The following is a 13,550-nucleotide window of genomic DNA, read 5'->3' on the forward strand; positions in this document are numbered from 1 at the left end:
TGCTATTCAAAAAGCAGTAAATCAAAAGCCCCTCTCCTTCAGGAGAGGGGTTTGGGGTGAGGCTCCTCTTTATAAGCTACCTATCATATTTTCGGGTATAACCCATTGGTCAAACTGTTGGTTGGTTAACAGGCCCAGGCCAATGGCGGCTTCGCGCAGGGATTTATTTTCTTTTAGCGCGGTTTTGGCAATTTTGGCGGCATTTTCATAACCAATGTGCGGGTTAAGCGCGGTTACCAGCATCAGCGAGTTTTCGAGGTGTTTTTTGATACCATCGTAATTTGGCTCGATACCTATAGCGCAATGATCATTAAACGATACACAGGCATCACCAATTAACCTTGCCGACTGCAGAAAGTTGGCCGCCATAACCGGTTTAAACACGTTCAGTTCGTAATGTCCGTTTGAGCCACCAATAGATATGGTTACATCGTTACCCATTACCTGTGCTGCTACCATGGTAACGGCCTCGTTTTGGGTTGGGTTAACCTTGCCCGGCATAATGGATGAACCCGGCTCGTTGTCGGGGATATGGATCTCGCCAATGCCCGAACGCGGACCAGATGCCAGCATCCTGATATCATTAGCTATCTTCATTAATGATACCGCAATTTGTTTTAAAGCGCCGTGGCTCTCTACAATAGCATCGTGAGCCGCCAAAGCCTCAAATTTATTTTCGGCAGTGATAAATGGCAGGCCGGTAAATTGGGCAATGTATTCGGCCACCTTAACATCATAACCTTTTGGGGTATTGATGCCAGTACCTACCGCTGTACCGCCAAGGGCGAGTTCGGACAGGTGATCAAGTGTATTACGCAGGGCTTTTAAGCCATGATTTAGCTGCGATACATAGCCAGAAAATTCCTGCCCCAATGTAAGCGGCGTAGCATCCATTAAGTGGGTACGGCCTATTTTTACTACCGATTTAAAAGCTTCTACTTTTAGCTGCAGGGTATCGCGCAGTTTTTCGACACCGGGGATGGTTACATCAACCAGGATCTTATATGCCGCGATGTGCATGGCGGTTGGGTAGGTATCGTTTGATGATTGCGATTTGTTTACATCATCATTGGGGTGAATGAAAGTTTTACCTTCGCCCAGTTTGTTGCCCTGTAATACATGGGCACGGTTGGCCACCACCTCGTTCACGTTCATGTTTGATTGCGTGCCCGAGCCTGTTTGCCAGATAACCAGCGGAAACTCGGTTGCCAGCGAGCCGGCCAGTATCTCGTCGCAAACCTGGGCAATCAGGTCGCGTTTCTCGGCAGATAATACGCCTAAGTCGGTATTGGTATAAGCGGCAGCTTTTTTCAGGTAGGCAAACGCGTCGATGATCTCTTTGGGCATAGAAGCCTCCGGACCAATTTTAAAGTTGTTGCGTGAACGTTCTGTTTGTGCTCCCCAGTATTTATCGGCAGGTACCTGTACCTCGCCCATGGTATCGTGTTCGGTCCTAAAACTCATGATGTTAAATTTTGCAGGGGCAAAGTTATGTTTTTATCTGATGCGGGAGATGGGGAAATGGTAATCTTTTTGTGATGGATAGGGGGGAAGAAGCGATTGAAGATACACTTGAAAAAAATGTTTGTTTTTAACTATACATATTGCTTACCAGTTGGCATTCATCAAACCGAAAAAGGAAACTTTTCGCCACCTCCTTATTTTGTTCAAAATAGTCATAAACTAATTTGCTAACCATTTTTGCGCTTTGTCTTTTCACATCGTCATCTTCAAGGGTTTCCCTAAAACTACCCCCATAATTGAATACTTCACCTTTAACAGCACAAACTATAATTAGTCCGTTAAAAAAGCGCTGTCGTTTTATCTTAAAGTTTTTTAAATCATTATTTTTTACATACATTTTACAGGAAGATACCAGGCCACTAATTACTCCGTCAACTAATGCGCCTCCGCAAACGGTATTGATCTCGTTAGCAAAACTCATAATTGTCGGCGAGGGGTACCAATCTGTACGATACGCTACCCCGATTTGATAATGGTTGTTTTGGATCATCCCATCAAAAGTTATTTTAAAAACAGGTTTGCCTAACGTATTTTTCATAAGCCTATCAAACAAGTAAAAAACACCTTGCGGAAAATGGTAATAGTTCTGACTGGGTATCTTTTGTCTTAGGTCTTTAATAATAATCTCTGCCCGCCTGTTTAAAACCGCTATTTGAATTGCCTTTTCACATAGTTCCTGGTAGTCAATAAGTGTGTCGCAAATTAAAGTTCTATCTATACTAAAGTTTATTAAAAGGTGGTTGTTGTCAACGTTTTTAAGTTCAAACTTATTTGATATTATTTCTAAAACTTTAAAGAGAATATTGTCATCGCTCATCTCATTCTCATGAAAAGGATGAAGTATACTTTTTAGATCGAAGCTGGACGACAAGCTTAGGGAAAACTCATTTTCTCCAATGATTGAAAAGGCAAAAACGAGTTTGTCAGTTTTTAAAAAACGTATATATTCGTAAATAAGGTCGGCAAAAAATCCAACAACACCATCCTTTCCCATATACATAGACGGTCGTTTTCTAACGGATTCTTTTAGGCTGATGGGTTTCACATGATCGTCGACATAGCTGCTCATACATAATAAATATACACAATATTATCGATAGAAGCTCATATATACCAAGCTATTTTCAACAGATAAAGCATCATAGTGTGAGTATTTTGTTGACGCTAATTTTAGTTGATTTCACGAGGTCGCTACATCATCAGAAGCAGGGACTTTTTTATAAATAACCACACATCCCCCCACAAACACTAACGCAGCGATCACGCAAAGCACAATATAATACGGCAAGCCCAACGCATTTAAAAATCCATGCTTAAATCCGGGAAAAAATAAAAGTATCATCGCTGTACTGTTGATCGTAGCATGAACAATCATCCCCGGAATAACCGATTTTGTTTTATAAAAAATCCAACCTAAAAATAAACCACCGAAGACAGCAGGGAGTGCCTGCCACGGATTAAGGTGCATAATACCAAAAAACAAGGCGGAAATTAAAATAGCCTTTTGGGGCGAATAGTTTTTTAATAGACCTTTCAATACTATTCCCCTGCATAGTATTTCTTCCATTATAGGGGCCGCAAAAATAGCCGTAACAATCGAAAAAACTTTTTTTGCAAATGCCCTTTCAAATATTTTCTGAACATATTCGGGCATCGGTATGAGGCTTGATACGCCCTCCAAACCCACCACCAAAGCTAAGGTGCTGATGATCATTACAGGGATGAGCCAACCCTGTGGCTTGCTTAAGCTAAAATCAAAGGAAGAAGAAAGCTGTTTTTTACTTTTCTTAATTGCGTACCTGGTTGTAAGCAACATCGTAGCAACATAAAACACCAATGTCAACAACGATTTTACCAACGGGGTAGCCAGGTTTTTGGCATCTGCAAGAAAAACGCCTAAAAGTATTGTCCCAATTGTTGTATATAAAAGAAAAATAAAAAATAGCCCGAAAAGCGATTTCCAATTGGGGTAAGCAAATTTCGCAACAATTGGCGTATCGTTTTCAGGATAGTTAATCGCGATGATTTCCGGTTCAGGTGTATCCATATACAAATATTATAAAAACAAAGGGATAAAAAGTAGTCGCTATGTGTTTTTGTTGAGGTATACCGATGGCGCTTTTTTCATGATCATACTTTGTCACAATCTTATTCATTTTACCTACCCTAACATTCAATTAATATGAATGGGGTATGTTGCCGGCCAAACATACTACCCGTTAATTAATTTAATATGACTTTTAACAATTACAAAAAAACATTCCGTACAGCATTACTGGTTATCCTTGGGGCATTCATCAGCAATATAGCGTTAGCCCAGGCAAACCACACTAATCCGTGGGCTGCTACCGAAGTTGGTGCACTGCCGCCAATAGCCAGCCTTACCAAAGGCGTTTGGTTAAAGGGCGAACTGCATGTACATTCCCGCCACAGTACCGAATCGTCCAACAACCCGATCAGCAAAATCATCGCCTTTTCTAAATCGGCAGGCATCGATTTCGTTGCCATTACAGATCATGATAACCATGTAAACGGCGACGTAGCCCACCACACCTGGGCCGACCCTGAATTTAAATCAGACTCGGTCCTGCTGCTTTACAGCGCCGAGTGGACAACCACCCGCGGCCATGGCAATGCCTTCTCGGCCGTGCCTTATGACCACCAAAAACTATATGACGTGCGCGACCAGCGTGATGTGGTAGTAGGCGCCGTAAAAAAGCAATTGGGCATCCACCTATCGGCCAACCACCCAAGCGGGAAAGATCATTTTGGATATTCGTACGATATGGTTAACTCTATTGAGGTATGGAACTCGGCCATCTGGTCAAAAAATGCCAACGCCATCATGATCTGGGACGATATGCTATCATCAGGCCGCAAGCTTACCGGCCGCGGCGGCAGCGACGCCCACCATGGCGTTCCCGATTCGCCGGATAAGGAAACCAAAAACAGCTACCAGGCCAAGGCCAACTATGTGGGCACCCCAACCACCTGGGTATTTGCAACAGCACGCACCACGCAGGCTGTTATTGACGCCCTCACCAACGGGCGGGTGTGCATCAGCCAGAACCCGTACGCGCCACGCGTTGAATTTTATGCTGATGTAAACCAGGATGGTAAAATGGATATGATGATGGGCGATAATACCAAAGCCACAGGCAAGCCGGTAAAATTCCGTGTACAGCTAACCGGCAAAGTGCCCGCCGATGGGGAGTACACCATCAACATCATAAAAAACGGCAATCCCTTTGGCAGCTTTAAAACCACGGGTAAAACGCCGGTGATTGAGTTTACAGATTCGCCGGCAACTGTCGAGCGGAGCTACTACCGGGTAGAAGTACAAGGCACACCTACACCCTACCCGCAGGTTCCGGGATCAATGGCATTGAGCGGTAATATGGTAGGCTTATCAAACCCGATATTCTTTAATTTTGATCCTAATTTTTGATGGGGCAAACTGGGCAAACAGTTAAAAATAGCTACATGTGCTACAAGGTTAGCCTTATGCCACATGTAGCTAACTATGCCTTAATTTAGGTAGCGACTTTAGTTAAAAAAAGGATTTTTAAAATTTTCTTTCCGTCGCTGCAACCCATGCATCCAGCGCTTTACGCTTATCCTCATTTTGCTGCAGCCACTGTTTGTTGGCTTCCTTATCTGCACTTAAAACCATCAGCCTCACAAACGCAGGCATATTGGCGGTTTTACTAAGGCTGTAAAAAAAATCGGCATAGTAATCTCTGAAAAAATCATTCCCGGCCTGCTTTTCGGCCAGCTGCCCAACTGCTTCAAAAATCGACTTTAGCTGATTTTCCAATACCTCGGCAGGGGTTAAACCTGGTTTTGCTTTTGCTATAGCCGCATTCAACGCCCGGTTCAAAACTATGGTTGATGCCCCGGCTTTGGCATCCTCTGTTTTAAGTGTGCCGCCTTTTAAAATGCTTTGCATATTGGTATAGGCCTCATCGCTGCGCGGCCCCTCGGGTTCCAACAGTAAATAGCTGCAAAAGCTCATCAGTGCAGCTGCCCTTTTATTTTGATGGAAAGTTACCAGGCCATACAGTCGCTGGCTATTGGCATGTTTGGGGTCGAGTTTAATGGCTTCTATGGCCGCCTGCTCGGCTTCGGCAAATTGTTTGGCGCGGAAGTAGGCTATGCCAAGGTTAAAATACAAAGGCTGGTAGTCGGGCTTTATTTTTAGGCCCTCCTTATAAGCGTCAATGGCTTGCTGGGGTTGGTGACTGCTGTCATAAATACCACCTAACAACTCAAACGCCGGGCCGGTAAAATTGGAGTTGGCTTTGGTTACTTTAACCAGGTACGGGATTCCGTCGGTGCCTTTACCCGATGCATTCAGGCTGAACGCTATTTGATAATTGGCCTGGGCATTATCCGGTTCGGTTGTTAGGGCCAGTTTGTATTTCTCAATAGCCCCGGCATAATCATGCTGATTATTAAGCTGGATGCCTTGTTTAATCAACCCGGCAACATCGGTATCCTGAGCAAAGACAGTGGCCGAAAACAATAAAACAGCCATCAAGAGCCAGACTTTTTTAACAACATTCATACTTAAACATACAAAGAGTATGAAGTAAACGAAAAAAAATAAAAACTTTAATGTTAACCTGCTGTATAATTTCTAATTTTCGCATTCGTTTTAAGTGTGAGATTCTGATCTATGAAGTTATTGTACAAGAGTACCCTTTCGTTCGCGTCCTTACTGCTGATTTTAACAGCCTGTTCGTCAAAAAATAAAGATAAAGCGCAAAGCGCTTCCGGCCCCGCCACCGCCAAACCACTGGACACCGTTGCCTTGCTGGCCTACAACCCCAAAAATGCCGATAAAAAAATAGACGCGGTAATGCAGGAGCTGCACCGCACCCGGGCGTTTAACGGCAATGTACTGGTAGCCAAAAAAGGTAAAATTATTTATGAAAACGCCATTGGCTGGGCCGACTACCTGCACCGCGACAGCCTGCAAATCGGCTCGCAATTTGAGCTGGCCTCGGTTACCAAAACCATGACATCAACAGCCATATTGATGCTGATGGAACGTGGCAAGCTGAAACTGGATGATGATGTAAAAAAGTTTTTCCCCGATTTCCCGTACGATGGGGTTACCATCCGCCTGCTGCTTAGCCACCGCTCGGGCATGATGAACTATGTTTATTTTATCGACGATATCTATCGAAGCCAGCATCTTAACCAAAGGAAAGGGCTTACCAATATGGAGGCCATGAAAATGATTGCCGATTACAAACCGCGTCCATTCAATGTGCCCAACAAGCGTTTTTTATACAACAACTCCAACTTTATGGTGCTGGGTTCAATCATCGAAAAAGTGAGCGGCCAATCATATGCCCAGTTTATGAAGGATAACGTATTTAAACCGGCCAGTATGCTGCACACCGCTGTATACTCGAAGGCCGCTTACGATAAAATTCCGGTGCATGTGGTAGGCCACGACCGCGGGCAATGGAAGTACTCTGTAGCGCAAAACTTTTTGGATGGCCCCGTGGGTGATAAAGGGGTTTACAGCACCGTTAAAGACCTTTTTCTCTTCGACAGGGCTTTGCGTGCCGGAATACTATTGAAACAAGCTACGCTCGATTCGGCTTATGTGCCCCGTAACCCTATGCTGCACGGACACTTCAGCTATGGCTATGGCTGGCGTACGTTTACCGCTCCCGGGCAGGAAGTTATTTACCATACCGGCTGGTGGCATGGTTTCAGGCACATTTACCTGCGCGATATCAAAAACGATATCACTATTGTTTTGTTATCAAACTTAGCCAATGGCAGCCTGTTAAAACTTGATGACCTGTTTAAAGCCGCCGGCATGCCTATTGTACGTAAAAGCGCATACAACGGCAATGGCGATACAAGTGATGATTAGTCAGTTGTGAGTTGTGAGTTGTGAGTTGTGAGTTGTGAGTAAAGCAACTTCGGGTCAGACCTTTTGGTTTTGAATTTGTAAAATTTAAGTATCAATAGTATTAAATAAATTACCCATCTGCATATTTGCACATCTGTAATCTACACATTTGCATATCTGCACATCTATAAAGTTATGTTTGATAAAATAATGGAAGCCCAGCAAAAGGCTGGCGAATCGAAAAAACGCCTGGATGCTATTACGGTAACAGGCAGCGCCGAGGGTGGCAAAATTGTGGTAACAGCCAATGCCAACAAAGTGGTAAAATCAATCAATATCAACCCCGATTTTTTGGCTGATGCCGATAAGGAGGAACTGGAAGAATTATTGGTTGTAGCTTTTAACAAAGCCATGGAACAAGCCGACAACGTGAGCCAGGCCGAAATGGCTGCCATGACCAAAGATATGTTTGGCGGCATGCCAGGTTTGGGGAACTTGTTTGGGAAATAAAGCCCCCTACCCCCCTGAAGGGGGAACAATGGGTTTAAGAAAAATCACATCAAAATACCACATTATGAAAACGACTTATTACGGTCAATCAACCGTTGAGATAGAATTGAGCGGCGGTACCAAACTTTTGTTTGATCCTTTTGTGACATACAATCCGTTAGCTAAGGATGTTGATTTGCAAAGCCTGAAACCGGATTACATCCTGGTATCACACGGCCATGGCGATCATGTTGCCGACCTGATAGAAGTGCAACAAAATAGTGGCGCCAAGGTTATCTGCATCGCCGAAATTGCAAACTGGCTCAATAGCAAAGGCATTAATAACGTGCATGGCATGAACATTGGCGGCGGTTTTAACTTTGATTTCGGCCGGGTTAAAATGGTGAACGCGGTGCACTCCAGCACTATGCCTGATGGTGCTGCTGGTGGTAATCCCGCAGGTTTCCTGTTAACCATTGAAGGTAAAAAGATTTATTTTGCCGGCGATACCGCCCTTACCTACGATATGAAGCTACTGGAAGATGAAAACCTCGACTGGGCTTACCTCCCTATAGGCGATAACTATACCATGGGTGCCGATGACGCCATTAAGGCCGCAGGTTTTATTAACTGTAAAAACATCATTGGTATTCATTACGATTCTTTTGATGTGATTAAAATTGATAAGGACGAGGTAAGGGAGAAATTCATTAAAGCAGGATTGAATTTGAAGTTGCCTGTTATTGGCGAAACTATTGATTTGTAAGCGAACGAACTTTGCTTACAGCTGTGTTATCGCGCATATCCGATACTAACGTCATTGCGAGGTACGAAGCAATCCCGAACTATGTGGGACTTAGCATTTCGGGGATTGCTTCGTACCTCGCAATGACGGAATTAATAAATGAAAAAGCCTCCCGAAATACTCAGGAGGCTTATTTTTTTGCTGTTGAAGGTTACTTCTTCATTTTCATCGTGTCTTTTTTCATTGTCGAATCCTTCTTCATTTTTTTCTTCTTCATTTTCTTCTTTGTAGTATCTGTTTGCATAATACCATGCGTAGTTTTCACTGTTGCGTTACCGGCAAATGCAAAAACGCTTCCGAAAGAGACTGCTGCTAAAGCAATCATACAAAGTGTTTTTTTCATAGTTGTTATGTTTTATAGTTTTTTATACTATCAATAACAAATTAACTACGGATTGTTTTTTATTTCGTTTAATTAAATAATTGTGCCATTAGGAATAATTGCGCGTTTTTTAACAACTACAATACCATCCTGTACGGTATGCGTGCCGTAATCGCCATCGGGCAGCAATTCGCCACAGTTGATGCTCACATCATCGCCTATATAGGTATTTTTATCGATGATGGCATTTTTTATCTTCACCCTGTCGCCTATACCCATAATCGGCGAACTGCTTAATTTAAGTTCGGCAATTTGCTCAAGCGTTTGGTAATTATCGCTGCCCATTACATAGCAATTTTCAATTTCGGTATCAACTCCTATGCGGGTACGGATACCAATAATAGAGCGGGTAATTGTTTTAGCGCTGATGATACAACCGTCGGCAATAATCGATTTATTTAATGTAGTGCCAGACACCTTTGATGGGGGCAGCATACGCGCACGGGTATAAATATGATTTTCGCCAAAAAGGTTAAACTTAGGTATCTCGTCGGTAAGGCCCAGGTTAGCATCAAAAAACGATGGGATGGTACCAATATCTGTCCAGTAGCCCTCGTACTGGTAGCTCAAAACCTTATGATTAACTATAGATTGCGGGATAATCTCTTTACCAAAATCGGTACGGTCGTTACCTTCCAGCAATTCATAAAGCAGTTTACGGTTAAAAATGTAAATACCCATCGATGCCAGGTAAACCCTGCCTTCGGCTTTCATCTCGTCGCTTACATCAGATGCCCAGCTTTCAAAATTCGATTTGGGTTTTTCGATAAACGCCGTAACCATGCTGTCATCATCTGCTTTCAAAATACCAAATCCAGGAACATCAGCCGCATCAACAGGGATAGTAGCGATAGAAATTTCGGCACCGGCATCGATGTGCTTGGTTATCATGTCGTCAAAATCCATCTGGTACAGTTGGTCGCCCGATAGGATCAGCACATACTCAAACTCATGTACAGCCAGGTGGTGTAAACTTTGCCTTACCGCATCGGCCGTACCCTGAAACCATGATACGCTTGATGGGGTTTGCTCTGCTGCCAAAATATCAACAAAAGCATCGCTGAAGCTGCTAAAATGATAAGTATTTTTGATGTGCTTGTTTAACGAAGCCGAGTTAAACTGCGTTAACACATAAATACGTGTAATACCCGAGTGCAGGCAATTGGAAATGGGAATATCAACCAAACGGTACTTACCGGCAATTGGCACAGCCGGTTTTGAACGTGTTGCAGTAAGGGGCGATAAGCGACTGCCCTGGCCACCGCCAAGCACAATTGAAATTACTTTAGATGTCATATCAGAGGGTTTAAACTTTCATAAAGGTTTATATATTCTTTGGCCGATCTGTCCCACGAAAAATCGAGGGCCATCATGCGTTTGCGTAATATTTGTAATTGTGGCTGGTTTTGATAAAGTGCCGCTGCGCGATTTATGGCATGGCAAATATCATCTACCGAAACCTGGTTAAAGCGGATGCCGTAACCGCCTTCGTCGCCAAAATCAATTACCGAGTCGATTAAGCCGCCCGTGCTGCGCACTAGCGGCATGGTGCCATAACGTAGGGAATAAAGCTGGTTAAGCCCGCAAGGCTCTACGCGCGATGGCATCATCAGGAAATCTGCACCCGCATAAACCACGTGTGCCAGCGCTTCGTCATAACCGATAAATACATTGCACCTGCCGGGATATTTGGCCTTAAGTTCAAGTAAGGCCAATTCCATATCCTTATCGCCCGAGCCAAGGATAAAAAAATTGACTTCGTTGCCATATTGCGCCAGTGTACGGTCGATAGCTTCGGGCAGCAGGTCGGCCCCTTTTTCTATCACCAGCCGGCCGATGAAAGTAAATAAGGGCTTCGAGGCATCCAACCCAAAGCGCGTACAAATTTCTGCTTTGTTTAATTGCTTTCCCTTTGCCAGTGTTTTAGTATTAAAATGGCTCGGTATCATGGGATCCTTCAAGGGATTCCAAACTTCGGTATCAATACCGTTGATGATACCATAGCCTTTGGCTCTTTCGATATAAAAAAGGTACTCCAGCCCGTTTGAGTTAATGGTAAGCTCACGTAAATAAGTTGGCGAAACCGTAGTATATAGCCAGCTACATTTCACAGCGGCAGCCAGCGGGTTTATGCCGCCTGCCCAATCAAGCAGGCCTGTTGAGGCCGGATCAATCTCGGGCAGGTATTGAAAATGCTCCCAGCCAAAAGCGCCATGATACTGGCCGTTATGTATCGTAAATACCGTAGGTACATTGGCCAGCCGTTTGTACAATTTGGAATGGTAAAGCAGGAAGGGTACCAGGCCGGAGTGATGATCATGACAGTGGATAATATCCGGTGTTTGCTGCGAGTAGCTGATCCAATCTAAAAAAGCCAGTTGGAATGCGATGAACTGCTCCCGTTCATCGGGATAGCTGTATACATTTTCCCGGTCAAGCAGTCCGGGTATGCGGACTAAAAACAATTCGAAACCCAGCTTATCGGTTTTTTCTTTTAAAATTTCAAAGTAAAGGCGACGGGTGTTTAGTAAAGTTACGGCAGTAAAAACAACATCAAATTCGTTTTCCTGGGTAAACTTGCGATCATAATAGGGCATTACAACTGCTGCCTGCAAGCCTGCCAGGTTTTGATATTTGGGCAATGCGCCAACAACATCTGCAAGGCCGCCAACTTTGGCAACAGGGTAACATTCGGCACTCAAATGGAATATTTTCATTCAGGTTTTATTGGCTCAATTTAAGGAAAGATTACCAAAAGAGAAACCCATAATCATTAATATAGTTTTTGAAATTTACAGAGAAGATTGTAAAAATGTTATTAAAGTTTAGACGGAATAGTTGTGAAAATGATAGCAAAAACGGTTAAATTGAACTTAAACAACGTTGAGTATTGAGTACACTAAGGTGGGATTATCTACCTAAAACGGATTTTTATTGTCAGGACGCCGGATTTATGGGACGTATACCGATAATTATACGTGAGATTTGCCAAAGCCGCAGAAACCATCGTTGATGCAACGCCATCAAACTATCAAAAAGATATCTGGCAGGATAGAATCGCCGATTTTAAAACACCGGTTTCCTCGTATGTTTGCTCATATAAACCAGCAACACCAAGGGTAAGCAAAGTGACTTTATTATTTTCAGGATCGATAATAAAGTATTCCTTAACACCTGCCGATTCATATAGCGATCGTTTTTTTTGGGTATCGTATGCCCTGTTTGTCGAAACAATCTCAATAATTAGTCGCGGCACACCATGAACACCATTTTTTTCAACACTATCTATTTGGTCATTTAAAACAACAAACAGATCTGGTTGCACTACGGATTGTTGTTTTTCAAAATAAACATCAAAGGGAGCAGTGAACAACTCGGCGATGGGCTTATTATTTAAATAACCGAATAAAAGGGAAGTTAGCTTTATTAATAGTTTCTGATGCTCACGTGACGGGGATGGCGCCATGCTTAATTCATTGACTATAACTTCACAGCGGGTGCCTTCGGGCAACATACGATAAATATCAACAGCGGTAGATGGGATCTCTGTTATAAAGTTTTGATATTTATGTTTCTCATCCTTAATCCTTTGACAGCTATAACACGAATATAATTAATTGTGTTGACAAAATAAATGTGTAATCATCTCACTTTTGTTTTGCGGGTTTTAGGCAATTCTCCTATAGACTGATCTGTGAACCAATCGATATCTTCTATTTTACGAAACTCATTTGGAAGTCCGGTTGATAATGTGTCCCTTGGATAAATAAAAGTTACTGTATCAACACGCAGGCCATTCCATTTGTATTTGTAAAGTGGGCCTTCTCCTGGTTGGCTGTATTCAACGCCTCTTATTACTTTTTCGGATGGTGAAAATGTTGGATTAATAAATTCGTATTTCGGGGTAAAGTTGCCACTGTTTTTTTGGTAGATGTAAACGTCATAAATATTTCTGCGGCAACAGCCCGATGACGGATACCAATGCACAACAAAATCTTTAAAATGATCGCCATTGATATCCCTCGTTGTATCAGCAATCATAGTCATGTCTGATTTAACACTACTTAAAACTAAATGAAACTTTGACCTCTCGAGCATAAAAACATCAATATAAGTAAGCCATGTACCCATATTGCGTGTAATAATCAAATGCTTTTTTGAATGATCAAAAATATGCCCAAACTTAATATCGCCTGTTGTTGCACAGATGTAGCTCCATTGGTTTATCTTTTTATGATAGGCATTTGCAGACCGAAGTTTATGAGCAATGCTAAGCATATCACTTAACATCGTTTTAAGCTGAACACTATCCTTTTTGTCGCTTTCTTCGTTATTCGCTATCGGGTTAACAAGCACGATAGGTTGTTTCTGTATCGTTACAGATTCTTCACCCACTGTAACTGCTTTCTTAGCGGGCTTACAACTAAGTAATCCGACAACAATAAAAAAGATTAACCATTTCACAAATATGTCAT

At 42.8% G+C, this 13,550-nt stretch carries 14 protein-coding genes; 5 read left to right on the forward strand and 9 right to left on the reverse strand.

Translation table 11 applies throughout. The features are described from left to right. Window positions 1-69 precede the first annotated feature (69 nt). The 3 genes from fumC to AC1RM2_RS07495 all read right to left on the reverse strand — a co-directional run bounded on the left by fumC (window position 70) and on the right by AC1RM2_RS07495 (window position 3,178). A complete protein-coding gene (gene fumC / locus AC1RM2_RS07485; RefSeq protein WP_492984360.1) occupies window positions 70-1,464 on the reverse strand; it encodes a class II fumarate hydratase in 1,395 nt (464 codons plus the stop codon). Between the two features lie 127 nt (window positions 1,465-1,591). Then, on the reverse strand, window positions 1,592-2,569 hold the full coding sequence (locus tag AC1RM2_RS07490) for a hypothetical protein (RefSeq protein WP_492984361.1): 978 nt from the start codon (window positions 2,567-2,569) through the stop codon (window positions 1,592-1,594). A gap of 135 nt (window positions 2,570-2,704) precedes the next feature. Beyond that, complete coding sequence (locus AC1RM2_RS07495; protein WP_492984363.1) at window positions 2,705-3,178, reverse strand: CPBP family intramembrane glutamic endopeptidase; 474 nt, start codon at window positions 3,176-3,178, stop codon at window positions 2,705-2,707. A 4-nt stretch (window positions 3,179-3,182) separates the two neighbouring features. On the opposite strand from AC1RM2_RS07495, the gene AC1RM2_RS07500 reads away from it, so the two are divergent. Both AC1RM2_RS07500 and AC1RM2_RS07505 read left to right on the forward strand, forming a co-directional pair. Next, window positions 3,183-3,353, forward strand: coding sequence for a hypothetical protein (locus tag AC1RM2_RS07500; RefSeq protein ID WP_492984364.1), 171 nt, complete (start codon window positions 3,183-3,185; stop codon window positions 3,351-3,353). Between the two features lie 404 nt (window positions 3,354-3,757). Then, a complete protein-coding gene (locus AC1RM2_RS07505; protein ID WP_492984365.1) occupies window positions 3,758-4,972 on the forward strand; it encodes a CehA/McbA family metallohydrolase in 1,215 nt (404 codons plus the stop codon). Between the two features lie 117 nt (window positions 4,973-5,089). Here the strand turns inward: AC1RM2_RS07505 and AC1RM2_RS07510 are convergent, their stop codons facing one another. Further along, window positions 5,090-6,061 (reverse strand): tetratricopeptide repeat protein, encoded by a 972-nt coding sequence (locus AC1RM2_RS07510; protein ID WP_492984366.1) that lies wholly within the window; start codon window positions 6,059-6,061, stop codon window positions 5,090-5,092. Between the two features lie 141 nt (window positions 6,062-6,202). Between AC1RM2_RS07510 and AC1RM2_RS07515 the strand changes: the two genes are divergently transcribed. From AC1RM2_RS07515 to AC1RM2_RS07525, 3 genes are all read left to right on the forward strand, one after another. Continuing rightward, complete coding sequence (locus AC1RM2_RS07515) at window positions 6,203-7,420, forward strand: serine hydrolase domain-containing protein (protein ID WP_492984367.1); 1,218 nt, start codon at window positions 6,203-6,205, stop codon at window positions 7,418-7,420. 174 nt (window positions 7,421-7,594) lie between these two features. Next, window positions 7,595-7,909: a YbaB/EbfC family nucleoid-associated protein gene (locus AC1RM2_RS07520; RefSeq protein ID WP_147052802.1), complete on the forward strand. Its 315-nt coding sequence runs from the start codon at window positions 7,595-7,597 to the stop codon at window positions 7,907-7,909. A gap of 64 nt (window positions 7,910-7,973) precedes the next feature. Continuing rightward, entirely contained in the window at window positions 7,974-8,654 is a 681-nt protein-coding gene (locus AC1RM2_RS07525) for a metal-dependent hydrolase (RefSeq protein WP_492984368.1), read from the forward strand. Window positions 8,655-8,844: 190 nt separating this feature from the next. On the opposite strand, the gene AC1RM2_RS07530 is transcribed toward AC1RM2_RS07525, so the two are convergent. From AC1RM2_RS07530 to AC1RM2_RS07550, 5 genes are all read right to left on the reverse strand, one after another. Beyond that, window positions 8,845-9,036: a hypothetical protein gene (locus AC1RM2_RS07530; protein WP_492984369.1), complete on the reverse strand. Its 192-nt coding sequence runs from the start codon at window positions 9,034-9,036 to the stop codon at window positions 8,845-8,847. A gap of 72 nt (window positions 9,037-9,108) precedes the next feature. After that, complete coding sequence (locus AC1RM2_RS07535; protein ID WP_090653207.1) at window positions 9,109-10,371, reverse strand: glucose-1-phosphate adenylyltransferase; 1,263 nt, start codon at window positions 10,369-10,371, stop codon at window positions 9,109-9,111. Then, the gene (locus tag AC1RM2_RS07540) at window positions 10,368-11,792 is read right to left on the reverse strand and encodes a glycogen synthase (RefSeq protein WP_492984370.1); all 1,425 of its coding nucleotides are present in this window, start codon (window positions 11,790-11,792) and stop codon (window positions 10,368-10,370) included. Before AC1RM2_RS07540 ends, AC1RM2_RS07535 begins: the two co-directional genes overlap by 4 nt. Window positions 11,793-12,106: 314 nt before the next feature. Further along, the gene (locus AC1RM2_RS07545; protein ID WP_492984372.1) at window positions 12,107-12,586 is read right to left on the reverse strand and encodes a Uma2 family endonuclease; all 480 of its coding nucleotides are present in this window, start codon (window positions 12,584-12,586) and stop codon (window positions 12,107-12,109) included. A 131-nt stretch (window positions 12,587-12,717) separates the two neighbouring features. Next, the gene (locus tag AC1RM2_RS07550) at window positions 12,718-13,539 is read right to left on the reverse strand and encodes a hypothetical protein (RefSeq protein WP_492984373.1); all 822 of its coding nucleotides are present in this window, start codon (window positions 13,537-13,539) and stop codon (window positions 12,718-12,720) included. Window positions 13,540-13,550 lie beyond the last annotated feature (11 nt).

The organism is Mucilaginibacter sp. GW822-FHT03E02 (assembly GCF_058801545.1).